This window comes from Woeseia sp. D3-10, assembly GCF_055809415.1.
Genome location: NZ_JBVVTW010000007.1, coordinates 1,342,340 through 1,362,500 on the forward strand (window position 1 = coordinate 1,342,340; position 20,161 = coordinate 1,362,500).

Sequence of the window (20,161 nt, forward strand, 5' to 3'; positions counted from 1 at the left end):
GGTTTGCGGTCTGGCGTTCGGCGGCCAGCATCCCGGTCCTGTCAAATCTGACAAGCGAGTATCGACGCCGCCAGCGGGGTAGTATCGCTTACCGTGGCTGGCAGGAATTGCTTGCTATTCAAACTATTGCGGGAGCACCAATGACATACCGAATGACGATAAAAGCGACGTTTGCGGCATGGGTACTGGCGAGCTTGCTGGCGGCCTGCGGGGAATCCGGGGAACCCGTTACGAAACCGCTCACAGAAGCGCCAACGGATACGCTGCTGATTCACAGCGCGTCCATAATTGATGGCAGCGGCAAGGCGCCCTATACCGCGGATCTCCGCATCAGCGGCGAGAGAATCCTGGCCGTGGGTACATTGGAACCCCTGCCCGGCGAAACCGTGCTGGACGCCAGTGGCCTCGCATTGGCACCGGGCTTCATCGACACCCATAGCCACGCTGACAGTGACATCCTCGACCACCCCGGCGCACTGGCCGCTATCAGTCAGGGCATAACGACCGTAGTCGTCGGCCAGGACGGCGGCTCCCCGTTTCCACTGGCCGATTTCATCGCACAACTGGATGCTTCCGGCACCAGCCTCAACTTCGCCAGCTACGTCGGTCACAACACCATTCGCGAAGAAATCATGGGCGATGATTTTCGCCGCGTGGCCAATGAGGAAGAGATCGCCGCCATGCGCGACCTGCTGCTTGAGGAGTATGCCAGCGGCGCCATCGGACTGGCGACGGGCCTGGAGTACGATCCCGGCATCTATTCAGACAGCAACGAAGTCTTGGCGCTCGCGCAGGCTGTTGCCGACGAGGGTGGTCGCTATATCAGCCACATGCGCAGCGAAGACCGCTGGCTGCATGAAGCCGTGGACGAAATAATCAGCATCGGCCGCGAAACCGGCATGCCGGTGCAGATCTCGCACTTCAAGCTGGCGATGAAGAGCTTGTGGGGCAGCGCGCCTGACGTGTTGGCGAAATTAAACGCTGCGCGTGCCGAGGGCATTGATATCACCGCGGACATTTACCCCTACGAATTCTGGCAATCGAACATGATGGTGCTGTTGCCGGAACGGGACCCGACCGACCGCGAAGCAGTGGGTTTTGCACTCGCCGAACTCGCGCCACCGGATGGCATCTGGCTGACCGCCTTTGAACCGCAACCGGAATACGTTGGCAAAACGCTGACCGAGATTGCCGCGATTCGAGAGACGGATGCTGTATCGGCCTACTCGCAACTCGCGCAGGAATCGCAGGCGATGTCAGAGCAAACCGGCCGTGGCGCAGACTCCATCATCGGCACCAGCATGACGGACTCCGATATCGGCCAGCTGCTGTCCTGGGAACACACCAACATCTGTACCGACGGCGGCCTCGTTGATCTGCACCCGCGCGCTACCGGCTCGTTCCCGCGCATTCTGGCGCGCTACGTTCGCGAACAAAAATTGCTGAGCATTGAAGCCGCGATACGCAAGATGAGCGGTCTTGCCGCCGACCACATGGGCATGCAGGAACGCGGTTATATCCGTCCCGGCATGGTTGCGGATCTGGTGCTGTTCAATGCCGACACCGTCACGGACCGCGCCACACCGGCGGAACCTGACGCGCTGTCGGAAGGCATCGTTGCCGTCTGGGTCGCCGGTGAAAAAGTGTATTCGGACGGCAAGGCACTGGCTGCACGCCCCGGTCGCTTTTTAAAGTACGCGCCGTAACGTTTGAGCGCGGCAAGCGAAGCAAAAAAAGGGCCACCTGCCTGCGCAGGTGGCCCTTTGTATTGCTGCCAGGACTTAACTAGTCGAAGCGTTTGCCGAAGCGTATACCGAACGATCTCGGCCGGTTGGTGTACGTGCGGGAATCAAGCGCCCCGCCGTAGCTCGGTATCGAGATGTCGATCTGCGCACGCTCGTCTGTCACGTTGTTCAGGAACAGATCTACGTTCCAGTCTTCGCCCTGAATACCGGCGGACAAGTTAACCAGCGTGTAGGCTGCCTGCTTCACTCGCAGCGCCGTTTCCAGATCGTTCCAGCTTGAGCCGGTGTACGACGCGGCTGCCTGCAAATAGCCAGGGAAGCCGAGCATGTCCACATCGTAGCGAGCGATGGTCGTCATCTGAACCTTCGGCACGTACGGCATTTCCTGCCCGGTCGGTGCGCGAGGTGGCAGTCCGTCATCACGATCCTCACTGGTCTGCCAGTACGGCTCTTCCAGCTCGGCCTGGTTGTAGGAACCCGCGAACGATAGATTGAGGTTGTCGGTCGCCAGCCAGTTCAGATCAAACTCGGCACCGTACGTACGTGCCTGGCCAACGTTGCCGATGATCGTCAAGTTAGAGATCGCGAAATCCAAAAACGCGTACTGGAAGTTCTCCCAGTCCAGCATGTAAGCCGCACCGTTGAACCGCACCCGACCATCAAGCAGGGTCGTTTTCCAGCCGATCTCGTGGTTGTACACCCAGTCCGGCGCGTACTTCGGAATACCCGGCACACGTGCCCGGTTGACGCCGCCGGAGCGGAAGCCCTCCGAGTACGTCGCGTACAACATGGCATCGTCATTCAGACGGTAGTCCAGTGTGATCTTGTAGCTTTCGCCATCACCATCGGTTGAGTCGTCCAGAATCCGCGTATCGAAGCACGGGTACTGCACGGTGCCGTTGGTTCGGTCTTCGGTGAAGTTGCCGTTGGAATCGTAGGTACCGGTACAGTGGCCGACGAAACCGTTAAAGCCGTACAGCTTGTTGTCGTATTTGAAGTGCCGGATGCCTGCGGTGACGCTCAGCTGGTCCGTGAAGTCATAACCAAACTGACCAAAGTACGCTTCGTCACGATCGGTGCGAACCTGGTAGGTTTGCCACACTGTCGTTCCATCTTCGATAACCGAGTTGGCGGAATTCATGTCCGGAACGATCCACTGCAGGTCGAAATTGTGTACCTGCTTCTGCGTGAATGCACCGACGATCCAGTGAAAATCGCTGTCACCCGTGGACTGCAGGCGCAATTCGTGGCTCAGGCGGGAAAACGTCTCGTCGCCGTGAATGAACTGTGACGGATCGGCACAACCACCCATTGCGTCGTAGTGATAGCAGTCGTAACCGTAACCCGCGTAGAGATCCTCCAGGTATTCCGCATACCCGGTGTAATCGTTTGTGCTGTCAACATTGCGGTCGAGGTGAGATACCGCATAGACCAGGCTCAGCTTGTCGGTCAGCTCCCCTTCGATGGTCAGCGCTGACTGCAACCAGTCCTCATCCTGACCGTCTTCAAAAAACCGTACCGCGTTCAGGTCGCCGAAATCTTCCGGATCGTGCGCCCAGATTCCATTGGACTCCTGATCCTGGTACATCAATGCCGGCGTGATCGTCCAGCGATCATTGAGATCAACTTTCAACAGCGCGCGACCGCCAGTGGTGTTGACGTTATTAAAGTTGTCTTCCACCAGGTCCGCGTTATCAACCACGATACCGCTGGCCGCGTAGGTGATTGTGCCCGGAATGTTGTCGATGAAGCCGCCCTGCGATTCACGCCAGCCAACCAGCCGCAATGCCGCACGCTCCGAGATCGGAATGTTGACCATGCCTTCCAGCGTGTAGCCAAGGTCGCCATTCTTTACGGTATCCACACCAATGTCGTAGCTGCCCTGGAATTCTTCCATGACGGGCTCATTACTGATGATGCGCAAGGTGCCAGCCTGACTGCCCTGACCAAACAACGTGCCCTGCGGACCTGCCAGTGTCTCGATGCGCGCAACATCGTAAATATGCACGTCGAGAACCTGGCCGATCGTCGTGACCGGTTGTTCGTCAAGGTACACGCCGACACTCGGCATTGAACCGGAGTGCACGCCGTCACCGCCACTGGATATTCCGCGCATGTACAGAATGCCGTAACCGGGACCCGCTGAGGTGTAGGACACGGACGGCAGAAATTCGATGTAATCCTCGAAGCCGTTGACGTTCAGCTGTTCGAGCTGCGTATTGCCAAGCACTTGCACAGATACCGGCACGTCCTGCAGATTTTCTGTGCGCTTCTGAGCCGTAACCACGATCTCTTCAAGAGCTCGGCCTTGTTGAGATTCCTGTGCCGTGGCGGGCGCTGCCAGCAGCGCCGACCCGGTCAGAGCTGCCGAGATAGCAAGCGCTAGTGGCTTCTTTCGATATTCCTGCATGGTCCTTCCCCCAATCTGATGATTGTCATTCGGTTTTCGTCAGCTGCAGCCAGTGTGCCTTTGTATTGCTCTGTTTCCGGCAGGACACTATTACGGCCGCAGCGTTGTGATTTCGCAACCGCCACCATCATAATAGCAACGACGCTCTTCAGGAAACTTATTGTCTGCTAATAGTATGTGCCTATCCGGACATCGCTGATGGCTATGACGACGAGCCTGAGTATTCGTTGCCAAAAACGCACAAATAGTTCCCCAGGTTACGATCACTATATGAAATATCGCCCGGAAGCCATCCATGCCCAGTGCCACACCCAACCCTGTGAATGACCTGCCCAGCGCCTTGCGCCACGCTGTGGATACGTTGCAACGCGATCCACGGGAGGCACTGGAACAAGCGAAACAAATTGCCCTCGCGCACCCGGACTCCGTGGCGGCCCGGAAAATACAGGGGGTTGCCTGGCGCCTGCAGGGTGAGCCCGAAAAGGCGCTCGGGGTCATTGAGCCTATCTGCGCTCAGGAGCAGGAATCCGCCGATCTCCTTCATGAGCTGGGGCTGTGCCTGGGCGCGGCCGGCCGCGGCGACGAGGCCATAGCGGTGCTGCAACGCGCTGTGGCGCTCGACGACACGCATGCCGGCGCCTGGCGCACGCTCGGCGATCAGTTCAGTGCCGCCAACAACAGAAACGCAGCAGAAAGCGCTTACGAGCGGCACCTCGCACTGTCCAGTCGCCACCCGGAACTGGTCGAAGCGGCGCGCTTCCTGCGGGCGGGCAATATCGCCAAAGCAGAGCAACTGACCCGCGACGTCCTGAAGAAGGACCCGGTCGATGTGGTCGCCATCCGCATGCTCGCGACCATCGGCATCCGGATCGGGCAGTTCGACGACGCCTGCAAACTACTGGATCGCTGTCTGCAACTTGCGCCCGGCTTCCACATGGCTCGCCACAATTACGCGCTGGCGCTGTTTCGCCGCAACGAACTCGACGATGCGCTCGAGCAGATCAACAAGCTGTTGATTGCGGAACCGAACAACCCGAACTACCTGATCCTGAAAGGTACCGTTCTCGTGCGCCGGGGCGACCACGAACCTGCACTCGAACTGTACGAACGCATACTCAAGGACTACCCAAACCAGTCGGCTGTGCACATGAACTACGGTCACACGCTGAAATCCGTGGGTCGCCTGGACGAAGGCATACGCGCGTATCGACAGAGCATTGAGCTCAGCCCGAGTGCCGGCGAAGCCTACTGGAGTCTCGCAAATCTCAAGACCTTCCGCTTCAGCGATGACGATATTCGTGCCATGCAGGCACAGATCCGTGACGACGGCGATCCTGTCGAACAAGCGCACCTGTCGTTCGCACTTGGCAAGGCCTTTGAGGACCGCAAAGAATACGATGACTCGTTCAAAGCCTACCAGCGTGGCAATGCCGTGCGCAGCGAGCAACACCGCTTCGACCCCAAAATCAACGTTGTTAATACGGCGCGCCAGATCCGAACCCTGACTCGCGAATTCTTTGCCGAACGCGAAGGTTGGGGCTCTGCCGCGCCGGACCCGATATTCATCGTCGGCTTGCCGCGCGCCGGATCAACGTTGCTCGAACAGATTCTCGCCAGCCATAGCCAGGTAGAAGGCACGGCCGAACTGCCGGATATTATTGGTATCGCGCGTGTTCTCGGGGAAAAGTCCCGCAAGAATCCCGCGTCGTACTACCCGGAAATTCTCGCCAAGCTCGACCGCCAAAAAGTTCAGGAGCTGGGCGACGGCTACATCAGCAGCACATCGGTGCAGCGCCATGGCACGCCGTTTTTCATCGACAAGATGCCGAACAACTTTCAGCACATCGGGCTGATTCACCTGATCCTGCCGAACGCGAAGATCATCGATGCCCGGCGGCACCCGATGGCCGGCTGCTTCTCCTGCTACAAGCAATTGTTCGCGCGCGGGCAGACGTTCACCTACGACCTGACCACGCTCGGTCGCTACTACCGCGACTACGTCAGCCTGATGGATCACTGGGATGCGGTACTACCCGGACGGGTACACCGCGTGCAGTACGAGGACATGGTCGCGGACAGCGAGCAACAGATACGCAAACTGCTCGACTACTGCGGGCTGCCGTTCGAAGAGCAATGCCTGCAGTTTTACAAGACGGAACGCGTGGTGCGCACGCCGAGTTCTGAGCAGGTCCGGCAACCCATTTACAAAGACGGTCTGGAGCAATGGCGGCACTTTGCACAACACCTCGAGCCGCTAAAAGCAGCGCTCGGCCCGGTGCTCGAGCGCTACCCCATCGATTGAACCGGGTCTAGTTGCGCACCCGCTCCAGCAACTCGACCGGCACGCGCGTGCCGTAGTCAGTCGCACCAGCGAGCCGCGAGAAATACCAGTGACTGAGTTCGGTAATTTGCCGGATGCTGTCGTTGATTTCGGCGGTATCACCGTAGTTGCCCATCATCGCCAGTGCGTACGGGCGACCTTCCAGATCCACAACACCCCATGAGGTTGCTACACCGGCAATGGAGCCGGTTTTCTGCAACACACGAATGCCATTGGGCGTCCTGTCCTGAATCGGCCCCGCGTGTCGAATGGCCAGTATGGCCTGCATCTCGGCACAGGCTTCGCCGCTGATCGGCAAATCGCAGCGCAGTATCCGCTGCATCAGTTTCGCGGCCGACGTCGGGGTGGCGATATTTTCGTTGCCGCGGGCACTCTGCTCCTGGCGGATCATCCGGCGTTGCAGACGGATATCGCCAAAACCGAGATCGGCCATCACGGCATTGACGTTATCCATACCGGTTTGCTCGATAAGAATATTGGTCGCCATGTTGTCGGATACGGTAATCATCAGGATGGCGAGATCGTGCAGTGACAGTGACGAATTGCCGTCACTGAAGTGCGTCAGGTAACCGCTGCCGCCAACCCGGTCTGCTTTGCGGATAGGCACTGACCGGGTCAGGACCATTTCGCCGCGCTCCTGGCGCACGTACATGGCCGCGAGAATGGAAATTTTGATTGCACTGCCCTGCGGGAAGATTTCCGATTCGTTAACCCCGAAAATTCGGTCGCCATCAATATCCACGACGGCAACACCGAGTACGCCAGGCAAGTCGTCCGCGATACGTTCGATTCCTTGCTGAAACTTGTTCGCCAGAATTTCCTGGTGAGACTCTTGCGCCATAGCGGCCGTTGCCATCAGAAGCAAGACAGTAAGCAAACAAACCGAACGAATCATGCGCAACTCCAAAATCGAATGAAAAGTAAAACGGGCTGACCATACGTCAGCCCGTTGCGACGGAATACCAATTAATCAGGCAAGGTGCTTGCGGAAAAAAGCAATTGTGCGTTCCCAGGCGAGGTCGGCAGCCGCTTCATCGAAGCGCGGCGTTGAGTTGTTGTGGAAACCGTGGCGCGTTCCGGGATAGGTGTGCATTTCGTACTCGACACCGTTGGCCTCCAGCGCGGCGGCATAATCTTCGCGCATCGCGTTGACCCGCGGGTCTTCTTCCGCGTAGTGAATCAACAGCGGGGCCGTGATTTTCGGCACGTCGGCGGTATCGGCTGCGCCACCATAGAACGGCACGCCGGCATCGAGATCGTCACCGAGCATGACGGCCAGCGCATTGGTCGAGCTGCCGCCCCAGCAGAAGCCGGTTGCACCCAGCTTGCCAGTGGAGAGATCGTGCGCCTTCAGGTAACGCGCGCTGTTGACCATGTCCTGCAGCAACTTGCCGCGATCGAGACTGGCTTGCATCGCACGTCCGTCGTCGTCGTTGCCGGGATAACCGCCTATAGGTGACAAGCCGTCAGGCGCAAGCGCGAGGAAGCCGGCAACAGCCGCCCGGCGCGCAACATCTTCTACGTAGGGATTGAGGCCGCGATTCTCATGCATAACCAGCACCGCTGGGAACGGACCTTCACCGGCCGGTTGTACGAGGTAGCCACGCATTTCGCCTGAACTCCCGCCAGGAGACGGGTAGCTGACATAGTTCGCTTTGATTCGCTCGTCGGTAAAAGAAATCGTCGCTGCCTCAGCGTAATTCGGCAACAGACTCTCAGCCAGCGTGAGTGCGGACACACCGCCTACCGTAATCATCGCTGCACGCTCGAAAAACTGTCGGCGCGTTAGACGACCATGACAGTATTTGTCGTACAGCTCATAGACTTCTGAATCGTTGCCCTGCTCGCTCATTTTGAGTATCTCCTGACGTCAACGTCTGTTTATTACTGCAATCTTTCGACCAATTCCACGCGGCGGTTCTTTGCCCGGCCGGCATCGCTGGCATTCGAATAGGAAGGCACTAATGGTCCGACGCCGTGCGGCTGCAATCGTTCCGAGCCTACGCCGTAATCACGCTGCAACGTATCTACGACCGCCATGGCTCGATCCGACGATAATTTTTGATTGTAGGCAAACGTGCCGACCGAATCAGTGTGGCCAACAACGTAGAACACCTTGTCCGGCTGCGTCGCGAGAAATTCAACGATAGCTTTTAACGCTTCATCGGACTCCGGCTTGAGCGTGGCCTTGTCATGATCGAAATAGATGCCATCCAGCACAACCCGCCCGTACTCGAGAATATCGGCGCCGATGGCTTCCGCATCCACCGCAATAAGCCCGGTCTCCGCCGCTTCGACTTCGATGATGTCGATCAGCGTGCCAACGTAGTTGGAAGAATGCTGCTCAACGTTGACCAGTGCATAGACTGTACCTGCCGCACGCTCTTTGCGCGCGACAATGGAACCCGCACCACCCGATGACGAAGTACCGGAAAACATCGTACCGACCTCACCCGGTTTGTTGGCCGGATTCTGCCGGAACATGACTTCCATCCATTGGTTGCTACCAATGTCGGCACCACGACGATCGGCGCTCACACCTTTCGCAAGAATTTCGAAGTCTTCTGCCTCGAGCGAGTCAAGGTAGTTCTTGTAGATTTCCGAGTAGGTGCGGTCCGTGCCCTGATAACGATAGAAGGTGCGTGTCACCCGTCCTTCTGTGTCGATCCAGTCGCCGATAGCACGGTAGCCGGTCACGGGCCCGACGGGCACGCGGTACGGCAAATAGTTTTCGATGTGTTGCCAGCGAATTTCCTGGCCGGGATAACGAGAGATCAACGGGTGCTCTTGCACTCCATCTATATCTTCAGCAACTGCAACCTGTGATATCAGGCTCGCTACAACTATCAGCGCAGCGATGGCGAGGCGTGATTTCATTATTATTTCCTCGTTGGCTTGCATGGATTGAACCACGAAGACTAGCCAGTTTTGGCGTCGGGGGCTACTTTCCGGATTAGCGGCCAAACCGATCAGGCCGACATGCTGCTGCATTGATTCTTAGAGCGGTCTCCATGCCAGGTGAATCGAACGGCGGCCATCTAGAACCTGAGTCGTCACCGAACTATATAGCGCGGGTTTTCCTCTCTCCAGAATGCTGTCAACTTCATCCATACGAAAATGATGGAACGCATCCGGTTTCTGGTTCCCCTACTGATGAACCGAACATGTACACGCGCACGATGTTCGGCGTTTCGTTCCTCTTTCAGGCTACGAAAATCTGCGCGATCTTCCTCATCGGAAGTGCGTATTTCAATTCAGCAACCAACGCCTCTTGCTTCTTACCGCGCAGCGCGCTTTGTGCGCCAGGATTCTATGCGGCATCATGTCTGTGAAACCCGCTACAGGCTAACGACATAAACAAAGCGCCCGATACCCGACTGATCGTATTCACCGATCTCGATGGAACACTGCTGGATCATGACAATTATGACTGGCAGCCGGCCCGGCCTGCGCTGGACATGCTCAAGCGCCGCAACATCCCGCTGGTCCTCGTCAGCAGCAAAACGCTTGCCGAGCTCGCGGAGTACCGTGCCGCACTGGAGCTGCACCATCCGGTCGTGAGCGAAAATGGTGCAATGATCGATATCCCGGCGGGCTACTTTCGCGGCACGACGTCAATGTCGGCACCGACGGTGACCCGAGCTGCCCTGCAAGCGGCCTACAAGGACGTCAAATTGGCTGGCGCTTACAACTGCGAGGCCTTCTACGAACTCGGTCTGGCCGGCATCATGCGCGAGACAGGCTTGAGTGAACAACAGGCGCGACGCTCGAATGATCGCCAGGCGTCGGAACCCATACTCTGGCCCGACAACGACGCTCATCGGGAGCAGTTCGAACAATCAATGCAGGCGCGCGGCTTCCGTTGCATCAAAGGGGGGCGTTTCCTGCACCTGATGGGCAACAGCAGCAAGGAGCAGGCGGTTAGTCAGCTGTTGGCAGCGTACGCACGGAAATTCCCCGACAGCGACCTGAAATCCGTTTCGCTCGGCGATGCACCCAACGATCTCGGCATGCTCTCAAGTACGGACATTGCTGTCATCATTCCGGGGAAGCATGCGTACCGGATGACGTTGTCTGCAACGAACCGCGTTCTGCGGCCGACATTGCCCGGGCCCGGCGGCTGGAATGAGGCAGTATTAACCCTTCTGGAAGAGTTTCCGGACACGCGATCAGCACAACAAGACTACGGAGTATAGGCAATGGGCGACTTTCATCAGAACGGCAATATAGCCACATTGCACAACCTGTCCGATCGGTCAGTGGACGACCTCGAGGACGACCTGATCGAGTTCTCCCGCCACCGGCCCATGGGGCTGGTCATACCGTCACTGTATTCCGAACTTGAAACACCTGCGCTCGAAAATATCGTCCGCGAACTGTCCCGGGTCCCGTACTTGAACGAGATCATTATTGGTCTGGATCAGGCGGACGAAACGCAATACCGGCATGCCCTCGAGTTTTTCGGGCGTTTGCCGCAGCATTACCGTGTGCTATGGAATGACGGCCCGCGACTGCGCGCGCTGGACGCGAAACTCGCGGACAAGCACCTCTCTCCGACCGAGCCTGGCAAGGGCAGGAACGTCTGGTTCTGTTACGGCTACGCGCTGGCTTCGGGGCGCGCATCGACCATTGCCTTACACGACGCCGATATCAAAACCTACAAACGGGAAATGCTGGCGCGGCTGATTTACCCGGTTGCGAACCCCGGTTTTAGCTTTGATTTCAGCAAAGGTTATTACGCCCGTTCAAACGGTACGTCGATGGGTGGGCGAGTCACCCGCTTGCTTGTAACGCCGTTGGTGCTCGCGTTACGCGTTGTTTGCGGCAACAGTGATTACCTGAATTTCCTGCACAGCTTTCGTTACCCGCTTGCGGGCGAGTTTGCGTTGCGCCGCAATGTGATCAATGACCTTAGAATCCCGACCGACTGGGGTCTGGAGATCGGTGTGCTGAGCGAAATGCATCGCAACCATTCAGCCAACCGCATCTGCCAGGTGGACATTGCCGATACCTACGATCACAAGCACCAAGAGTTGAGTACTGAAGACCAGACTCGCGGTTTGTCCAGAATGAGCATCGATATTGCCAAGGCGCTGTTTCGCAAACTCGCCATACAGGGTGAGACGTTTTCCCCGGACACCGTGCGTACGATCAAAGCAACCTACTACCGCATCGCGCTCGATTTTATCGATCTGTTTGCGGCCGACTCGGTGATCAACGGCCTGAGTTTTGATCGTCATAAAGAAGCGGAAGCTGTCGAACTGTTTGCGGCCAACATCGTCGAAGCGGGCGAAGTGTACCGCGAGAATCCCATGGACACGCCGTTCATCGCTCCGTGGAATCGCGTTGCCAGTGCCGTGCCGAACGTGCTGATGGAATTGCGGGATGCGGTCGAGCAGGACATGGAGGAGTTCACAAGTTGAGTACTGCGGAAGTGCCGGTGGGCATGGGTCGACTGCAGGTGCGTGTTCGTGCCCATCTCGAGGCGATTTACGGTGAGGGTGCTGCGCAACTCGTCGAATCCGTTCTGGCGGCAATGCGCTATGGCGATGACATCAGCGAACCTGCCCCGTACCAAAATTATTGGGACGAAGCCGACTGCTGGATGATTACCTACGCCACGTCGGTTGAAAAAAACGGCGAGGCAGGGCTGAAGACGCTGCATTCGTTCTGTGATCGTTACCTGGCCGACACGGTGAACGGGCTGCATATACTGCCGTTCTATCCGTACAGTTCAGACGATGGCTTTGCGGTTATTGACTACTGCACAGTGGACTCATCGGCCGGTGACTGGGATGACATTCAATCAATAGCGAAACGTTACCGGCTGATGGCGGACCTTGTCATCAATCATGTTTCGAGTCGGTCTGCCTGGTTCCAAAACTTTATTTCGCAAAAAAGTCCCGGCAAGGATTACTTCAAGGAAACAAGGCCCGATGAAGACCTGAGCATGGTCGTACGTCCGCGCTCTACGCCGTTGCGAACCGAGGTCGATACAGTCAATGGCAAGCGCTGGGTGTGGTGTACGTTTGGTCCGGACCAGGTGGATCTGGATTTCTCCAATCCTGAAGTGCTGCTGCGCATCGTCGAGATAATCCGCTTCTACCTGGAGAACGGTATTCGCGTGCTGCGGCTTGATGCGGTGGCATTCCTGTGGAAAGAGCCGGGAACGACCTCGCTGCACGATCAGCGCACGCATGAAATTATCAAGCTCCTGCGAACACTGATCGACTTCTACGATCCGTCGATAATGCTGATCACCGAGACCAACGTGCCGAACCGGGATAACCTGACCTATTTCGGCAACTCTAACGAAGCACACGCGATCTACAATTTTTCCTTGCCGCCATTGCTCATTAATACGCTGTTGACAGGCGATTGCAGGCACCTCAAGACCTGGATGATGAGCATGCCGCCTGCTCGTGGCGGCACAACTTACTTCAATTTCATCGCCTCACACGACGGCATCGGCATGCGTCCTGTTGACGGCCTGCTGTCCGAGGCCGAACGCGCCCGTTTGCTCGATACACTCACCGGATTTGGCGGCAAGATATCACTGCGTACCGGTCCGGACGGGGCTACGCATCCTTATGAAGTCAATATCAGTCTTATCGATGCCTTGGCCGGCACGGAGGAAGGGCCTGATGAATTTCAGGTCGAACGCTTCGTTTGCGCGCATGCCATTATGCTTGCGCTGGAAGGGATTCCCGGCATTTACATCCACAGCTTGCTCGGCACTCCGAACGATTACGAAGGCCTGGCAAGAACCGGTCGTTACCGGTCGATCAACCGGCATACCTGGGCATGGGACGAACTTGTCGCGTTGCTGGACGACCCGTACAGCGAGCAATCGCTGATTCTCACCAGACTGCGTAAACTTATTCAGTTGCGTCGTGAGCAGAGCGCCTTTCATCCGAATGCCGTGCAGTTCACGATGCAGCTCGGGTTGCAGACTTTTGGTATCTGGCGACAGTCGACGGACCGTCGGCAGGATATCTTCAGCATTAGCAACGTCACGCGCGAACCACAGCAACTGGAACTTGCCAACATCAACCTGGTGGGCAGCGAAGACTGGTGGGACCTGATCAGTGGTGAGCGTATTGAAGAGGGCCAGACGGAGCTTGAACTCCGCCCGTATCAAACCGTGTGGCTAACCAATAAGTGACGTAGGCCCGGCATGTCCGACTATGCCGCCTGATTGGCGCCGAAAGCCGATCGGGTAACGTTCTCTAGTCACCGTTACCCGATTTTTCGACGAACTGTACAGCCCAGCAACTTCGTCACCTGTTGGAAGTATGGTCCGTCCGGCTTATTGACGGGGTACTTGCAATGTCCTTTTTGCACCATGAGTGCCTCTACAGGAAAGTGAGCAGGAATAGGTTTAGGGCCCAGACGGCATGTGTGAGAGCGAATCGAATGTCGGCTCTGCTTTGAATTAGTTCGGATACACCCGACAATAGCCGTGCGATGGCCAACGCAAGGATTACAGATATCATCCCTACAATGAATTCGAACAGGCCCACAGTTGTTCCAAGCGCTCTACGCCGGTTGGAGACAAACAATGACGACTGTTGCTGCAGAAAGGTGCCCGAGAAGGGCTTACCACCTCACCTGACACCTTTTCCCTTTTCTGGTGCAATACCATGTAGGGGGGTGATTGCTCATGACGGCGTACGCACAAAGGTCGAGCGTGAAGGTACGGACCAGTTCGTGCAAGCGACTTTCTGGAGTTAGTCAAATAGCATCAACAATGCCGCAAGTTAGGTGGGTCAGGTTGAGCTGGGCCCATTCGTGCAGCTCTGGACACTCACCCACGAACCAGGCGTCCAGCTTTTTTCGACAGAGCCGAATCAAAGACAATAGACAAATGCACCATGATATAGAAAACAACATGCACCACGATTAGCACTATGCCTTTCCATACGTACAAGCCTGAGTTAAACCGGCTTGCAACTGTTTGCACGGCGCTGTTTTCAATACAACAGGCTTCTTTGGCAAGTTTTGCAATTTCGGTTACGAGGCCAAGAGAAACATCCAGCTGTATCTGCATGATGCTGTAGTTCAGCATTGCAAATATCGAATAGACAATGAGACTTGCGATTTTCTCATTGCGGCCGAGAGGACGGTCAACGTAAATTATTCCGCCGAAAATCGCCAAATGAACAGTGATGAAAACACTGATTTGAACATCAATACGTCCGCCGGTACTGGCGTTGAGGTCAAATAGTTCGTACGGCGTCATTGTTTTTTCCTACCTGATTGTCTTTACAATGAACAAAGTCGAGTAGAGGACCGGAACGACCACGAGAGTCAACAGTGTCGCGAACAGTAGACCGCACATGATAGAGACTGCCATCGGCTCCCATAACTCTCCGCCACCAAAATACAGCGGGATCAAACCCAAAACCGTGGTCGCTGTTGTTAGCAAGATTGGCCTGGCTCGCCGCTGCGCCGCTTCCAACACAGCATCAAACGGTGTTCGTTTGAACACATCGATTTCTGTCTGAATTTTCTCGAGCAAGACAATCGCATTATTGATTACGATTCCGGCGAGAGAGATGATACCGAGTAGTGTCATGAACCCCATGTATGAATCCAGAACCAGCAAACCGATTGTCACGCCTATGAGGCCCAAGGGGATCGTGAGCAAAACGATGCCAGCCTTTCGAAGGGAATCAAACTGTCCGATCAGCAGAACAACAATAGTCAACATTGCAATGGGCAGCTTGTCCATGATCGATGCATTCGCCTTGGCTGAAGATTCGGCTTCACCGCCAAGTTCAAAACGATAGTCCAGGCCCCATTGGCTCGGAGTGGATTCCAGCCAGGGGCGCAAGGCATCAAGACCCTCTGCTGCCGTATAATCCCCCACCAACTGGGCGCCAACAGAAACGGTTTTCATTCGATCGCGCCGTACCACCTTTCCTGGCTCCCAAACGACTTCGATACTTGCCACTTGTTCCAGTGGGACACTCATGCCCGTGGACTGTGCGTACACCGAAATGCCTTCAAGTTTGCTCATATCGTTCTCCAGCGCAGTCTCCGACCGTATCGTCACCGGAATCAGATCCTGCCCCTCACGATACTGAGTCAGCTCCATTCCACTCATCCCGGCTTGTAAGGAAACCGCAATATCCTGACTACTCACGCCTGCTCTAATAGCTCTTGCCTGGTCAATTTTGACAACAAGCTTCTTCGACTGAATGCCCCAATCATCTGTCACGTTCTTCAGGTTGGGGTCACTATTCATCGCCGCTTTCAGGTCTTCCACGATGTCAAATAACGGGCCTGTTTCAGGGCCGGATACCCTGATCTCTACAGGATTATTGATCGACGCACCTGTTTCAATTCTTCTCGGTTTCGCGACCACATCGGGATACGTTCGAAATATGAAGTTTTCGATTTCCTCAATCGTATCGTCAATTACCTCAGCGGACACCGTGTTGATAATCAACAGCGCGTAACTGGGTGAATTGGGTCTTGGTGAATGGGTTAGTACGAAGCGTGAGCCGCCATTCCCGATGTAAGATATCCAGTCAGTCACCGGTTTCTTTTCCCCTAACCCTGACACCAGGTGGTCCGCAAGATAAGTTTCGACTCCAGTCACAACCTGCTCCATGTTGGCCAGCGACCGGCCTTGCGGAAGTTCCAGTTCAACCTTGAAGTACGTGCGGTCCGACGGTGGAAAGAACATACTGGGTACGTGCTTCAAAGCCTGCAACGAGCCCACGAATGCCAGCAGGACCACCAGAAGAAACCCATAACGATATCGAATGAGTGTACCAAGCGTCGCGCGATACGCTCTGTAGAAACGTTTGCTAAGGTCTTGCTTCTCTCCTCGGGCTTTCAGGAACAGAACGCAAAAAAGCGGAATAATGGTCATCGACAATAACCACGAGCACAACAACGTGATCGACACCACTTTGAATAGTGAAGCTGTAAATTCACCGGTGCTGGATTCAGCAAGATAGATTGGCAGAAATGCGGCCGCAGTCGTGAGAGTGGAGGTTAACAGCGGTATCTTAAGCTCTGCGGCTGACCTCACCGCAGCTTCTATTCGATTTTCTCCTTCAGTAATGCGCACCAGAATGCTTTCGGCCATCACGATGCCGTTGTCTACCAGCATTCCCAAAGCAATCATCAGCGCCGCCAGGGATATCTGATCCAGTCCTATTGCAAGCGCATCCATTGCAATCAATGAAACCAGCATACTGAACGGAATCAATGCGGCGACGATGAGGCCCAGTCTCAAACCAAGACTGAACAGCATAACCAGCGTAACAACGAGAACGGCTTGCATAAGATTGGTTACAAAACCATCGACCTTCGCCTTAACCTCCGCGGGTGAGAAGTTGATTACGCTGTAATCCAGCCCGAGCGGAGAAGATGCCTGCAGTATTCTCGTTGCGGATAAGACGTCTTCTCCCAGGTCGATGCTATTGCCACCTTCTCGCATCGAAATGGCCAGTGCTAATGCTGGGTTACCGGAGGAACTGACTTTGTACTGCGCGGGCTCAATGTACCCACGATAGACCTGGGCGATATCTCGCAGTCTTACAAGAGTGTTTGTGTTCGGAATGAGAATTATTGTATTTTCGATATCTTCGATCGACTCAAAATTTCCAGTCGTTTCGAGTACCAGGCGTTCATCCCCCAAGGTAACTGCTCCTCCGGGTGACACGATGTTCCGGGACTCCAGCAATTGCGAGAGTTGATGTGGAGAGATGTTGAGCTCAGAGAGTCGCGCATTGTTGTACTCGACGATTACCTGTTCCTCTTGCACGCCGAAGATCTCGACTTTGGCAACATCACTGATGCGCAGGTAAGCCCGCCGGGCATCCGCCGCAATATCTTCAAGCTCTGTGTAACTAAAGCCCTCGCCGGAAATTGTTAGAGTGATTCCGAAGACCTCACCAAACTCATCGTTGACGAATGGGCCGTCCACGTTACCTGGCAGATCAGGAACTATCCCGTCAACCTTGCGCCGTAATGAATCCCAGATGGGACGCATATTGGTGTAGCTTTCCTTAATATTGACGATAACAATTGAAACACCCGTTCGAGACTCGCTCTTGACGTAGTCTAGTTCCGGCATTTCCTGAACAACTTCCTCAATCTTGTCGGTTACCAACCGCTCGACGCGTTCAGAGCTGGCGCCAGGCAAATAGGTAATCACTCTGGCCGCACGAATAGTAAACCCGGGATCGTACGCTCTCGGCATGGACTGAAACGCGGCAATACCGGCAAGCAACAGAACAGTCAACAGAACGAGAGCTATCCGTCGGTTATCCAATGCGAGTCTGGTTATGTTCATTTTCCTTACTCTTGATTTGAAGCAATCATCAAGACAGGCATTCCAGCTGCAACCTGGCTCATACCGGCTGTGACAACTGCTTCTCCTGCGCTCAAGCCGGCAGTCACCTGCATGCCGTAATCGGAAACCTCTCCCACCTCGACATTTCTTCTTTCGATCAACGCCGACCGCTGCTGTTGCGCCGAGGGCTGCGGGACCGCCACATAGACGTAGCTTCCCCGGTTGTCTTTCAGTACTGCGTGGGCAGGAAGATACGCCACGTTACTCTTGCCCTCTCTCGCAAACGGTCGCATATGCACGCTTGCGGACATGCCTGGCAGAATGTTGAGATCGCTGATCGGAGGCAAACGCAAAGTGACAGAGTAGGTCTGCGTCCCTGGAATCGGCTGAGCGGCAACCTCTTTCAATGTAAGATCAAATTGTCGGGAGTCATACCCGGCGAAAGTCGCGTAGAGTACTGGTCGTGCTCCTTCGCGCTGAGCTTGAATCATGATGCTTTCCGGCACCTCGATTGTTACAACCAGAGAGTCAAGGTCGATGAGTGTCAACACTGGCGTTCGTGGCGCAACCTCAGAGAAATTGTCAATATGGCGTTTTGCGACGTAGCCTTCGAAGGGCGCCGTGATAGTTGACTGCCCAAGCTCTTGTTTGGCTTTTTCCAATTGGGCCTCTGCAACAAGAAACTTGGACTCTGTTTGTTCGAAATCCGAACGTGACAACACACCACGTTCTACCAGTGATTCCGCTCTCAGATAATCTGCTTTGCTACGATCGAAATCTGCCTGCATCGATTTCAACTGTATTCTGAAATCTGCCTGATCGAGCCTTGCCAACAACTGATTGGCTCGCACATGTCCACCTTCCAGTACGGGCAATTCAACCAGTGTTCCGCCTGTCCTGAAGGCCAGGTCCACCTTTCGTTCGGCGTTTACGACTCCCGGAATCTTCCGGATCGCCATAGATTCCTGCAAGCCAACAAGCGTCGTGCGCACAGGGCGAACTGGCTCCTGCGTTAAAGCCTGCTTGTCTTCCGAACATGCTGGCAAAGAGAGGATAAAAGTGAGCAAGCTGAGTCTTAGAAAAAAGGTGTTCTTCACCGTGTTGGCTCCGTATTCAAACTTATCGAATCGCATGATCTTTATAGATGGCAAAGTAGGGAAACTGCGGTTCAGCTAGTTCCAGTCTTTCACTGTGAACAGAGTCACGCGCGTACCGTCTCGCCAAACATCGATTTCGAAGCGGCCACCATCAGGGATGCTTCCTTCCCGGCTTTGAATTCTTGCTAACGCGACGCCATCACCAGTGACCTCAATACCCGCAACTGCGAGTATCACGTCACCGCCTAACAGAAAATCGTGACCAGTAATTGTTGCCGGTAGATCTCCAGACCGCAGGCGCAGATAGTGGCCTAAGGAATTATCTGCAACGCGCTGCACCAATAGTCCGAATGGCTGCGGCAGATTCAGCGCCCCGGCAAGGCGGCCGTGGACCGGGATGGCGTCGAGACCCGTCCACCAATGGGGTTGTTCAAACATGAGGTCTTGAGCGACGTTGCTCGTGGTGGCAAACCCTAAGCCATCGAAGCCTCCCGTTTGTGAAACGGTATGCGAGACTATCCCTATGACATCACCGGCAGAATTGAACACGGGGCCACCGGAATTTCCTTGATTGATCGCAGCATCGGTTTGTAAGTACTCGACGTTCGCGAAAAAAGGTGGTTCACCGCGGCGCTTCCCGGAGACATGGCCAACAGTTAGCGTGTGTTCAAAACCATAGGGTGCCCCCACAACGAATACCGGATCACCAATGTTCGTGTAATCCGAGTTGCCCAGCGTGGCTACACTGAGGTCGTCTGGCGGATTGTCCAGAGTAAGTCGCGCAACGTCCGCGGCAATGTTTGATCCACGTACGGTAGCCGAGTATTCGTTCCCGTCGGCGGTACGTACTCTTACTGAGTCCGCTGTATGAACCACGTGTGAGGCCGTCAGAATGTCTCCGTCTTTCGACACAATGACACCCGTACCGAGCCCTTCCAAACTGACGCGATCCGACCACTCCTCTCTCCCAGGAGTCTTTTCTATGGTCTCAATGATTACCACGGACTCGCGAACACGCTCGTAGGTTTGTGCGACTGAAGCAGCAGGCAAGCTGTGTGACACGAACATGCAAGCCAGTAGAACTGTAGCTCTTCGAACATTCATTTCTCTTCCTCAGGTAAATCACTGCTGAGCGGCAGACAACGTCTGGCCCAACAATCTGCTCGGATTGGAATGCGAGGCATCGGGCCCTGGGACCCGCAAACGTCAGGTCCACCGCCAATTACGCTCTATTTAAAGGTGCTTAACCGTTAG

13 protein-coding genes are annotated in these 20,161 nt (G+C 55.5%); 5 read left to right on the forward strand and 8 right to left on the reverse strand.

What is annotated here, in order from left to right; translation table 11 throughout:
• Positions 1-140 precede the first annotated feature (140 nt).
• Positions 141-1,706 (forward strand): N-acyl-D-amino-acid deacylase family protein, encoded by a 1,566-nt coding sequence (locus tag AC0L8N_RS06810; protein ID WP_473666826.1) that lies wholly within the window; start codon positions 141-143, stop codon positions 1,704-1,706.
• A gap of 79 nt (positions 1,707-1,785) precedes the next feature.
• Here the strand turns inward: AC0L8N_RS06810 and AC0L8N_RS06815 are convergent, their stop codons facing one another.
• On the reverse strand, positions 1,786-4,155 hold the full coding sequence (locus AC0L8N_RS06815; protein ID WP_473666827.1) for a TonB-dependent receptor: 2,370 nt from the start codon (positions 4,153-4,155) through the stop codon (positions 1,786-1,788).
• Between the two features lie 295 nt (positions 4,156-4,450).
• Between AC0L8N_RS06815 and AC0L8N_RS06820 the strand changes: the two genes are divergently transcribed.
• On the forward strand, positions 4,451-6,457 hold the full coding sequence (locus AC0L8N_RS06820) for a sulfotransferase (protein ID WP_473666828.1): 2,007 nt from the start codon (positions 4,451-4,453) through the stop codon (positions 6,455-6,457).
• A gap of 7 nt (positions 6,458-6,464) precedes the next feature.
• On the opposite strand, the gene AC0L8N_RS06825 is transcribed toward AC0L8N_RS06820, so the two are convergent.
• The 3 genes from AC0L8N_RS06825 to AC0L8N_RS06835 form a co-directional block, all read right to left on the reverse strand.
• On the reverse strand, positions 6,465-7,391 hold the full coding sequence (locus tag AC0L8N_RS06825; RefSeq protein ID WP_473666829.1) for a serine hydrolase: 927 nt from the start codon (positions 7,389-7,391) through the stop codon (positions 6,465-6,467).
• A gap of 75 nt (positions 7,392-7,466) precedes the next feature.
• Positions 7,467-8,348 (reverse strand): dienelactone hydrolase family protein, encoded by an 882-nt coding sequence (locus AC0L8N_RS06830; protein WP_473666830.1) that lies wholly within the window; start codon positions 8,346-8,348, stop codon positions 7,467-7,469.
• A 32-nt stretch (positions 8,349-8,380) separates the two neighbouring features.
• Entirely contained in the window at positions 8,381-9,373 is a 993-nt protein-coding gene (locus AC0L8N_RS06835; protein ID WP_473666831.1) for an OmpA family protein, read from the reverse strand.
• Positions 9,374-9,876: 503 nt separating this feature from the next.
• Here AC0L8N_RS06835 and AC0L8N_RS06840 point away from each other — a divergent pair.
• The 3 genes from AC0L8N_RS06840 to AC0L8N_RS06850 are packed head-to-tail and all read left to right on the forward strand — an operon-like array spanning position 9,877 to position 13,661.
• Positions 9,877-10,692 (forward strand): HAD-IIB family hydrolase, encoded by an 816-nt coding sequence (locus AC0L8N_RS06840; RefSeq protein ID WP_473670071.1) that lies wholly within the window; start codon positions 9,877-9,879, stop codon positions 10,690-10,692.
• A 3-nt stretch (positions 10,693-10,695) separates the two neighbouring features.
• Positions 10,696-11,919, forward strand: a complete 1,224-nt coding sequence (locus tag AC0L8N_RS06845) for a glycosyltransferase family protein (protein WP_473666832.1) — start codon at positions 10,696-10,698, stop codon at positions 11,917-11,919.
• A 23-nt stretch (positions 11,920-11,942) separates the two neighbouring features.
• Positions 11,943-13,661: a sugar phosphorylase gene (locus tag AC0L8N_RS06850; protein WP_473670073.1), complete on the forward strand. Its 1,719-nt coding sequence runs from the start codon at positions 11,943-11,945 to the stop codon at positions 13,659-13,661.
• Between the two features lie 642 nt (positions 13,662-14,303).
• Here AC0L8N_RS06850 and AC0L8N_RS06855 read toward each other — a convergent pair.
• The 4 genes from AC0L8N_RS06855 to AC0L8N_RS06870 all read right to left on the reverse strand — a co-directional run bounded on the left by AC0L8N_RS06855 (position 14,304) and on the right by AC0L8N_RS06870 (position 20,011).
• Positions 14,304-14,738 carry a hypothetical protein gene (locus tag AC0L8N_RS06855; RefSeq protein WP_473666833.1) on the reverse strand — a complete coding sequence of 145 codons (435 nt, stop codon included), beginning with the start codon at positions 14,736-14,738 and terminating at the stop codon, positions 14,304-14,306.
• A 9-nt stretch (positions 14,739-14,747) separates the two neighbouring features.
• On the reverse strand, positions 14,748-17,789 hold the full coding sequence (locus AC0L8N_RS06860; RefSeq protein ID WP_473666834.1) for an efflux RND transporter permease subunit: 3,042 nt from the start codon (positions 17,787-17,789) through the stop codon (positions 14,748-14,750).
• A 26-nt stretch (positions 17,790-17,815) separates the two neighbouring features.
• Positions 17,816-18,907 carry an efflux RND transporter periplasmic adaptor subunit gene (locus AC0L8N_RS06865; RefSeq protein ID WP_473666835.1) on the reverse strand — a complete coding sequence of 364 codons (1,092 nt, stop codon included), beginning with the start codon at positions 18,905-18,907 and terminating at the stop codon, positions 17,816-17,818.
• Between the two features lie 75 nt (positions 18,908-18,982).
• Positions 18,983-20,011 (reverse strand): S1C family serine protease, encoded by a 1,029-nt coding sequence (locus AC0L8N_RS06870; protein WP_473666836.1) that lies wholly within the window; start codon positions 20,009-20,011, stop codon positions 18,983-18,985.
• Between the last annotated feature and the right edge of the window lie 150 nt (positions 20,012-20,161).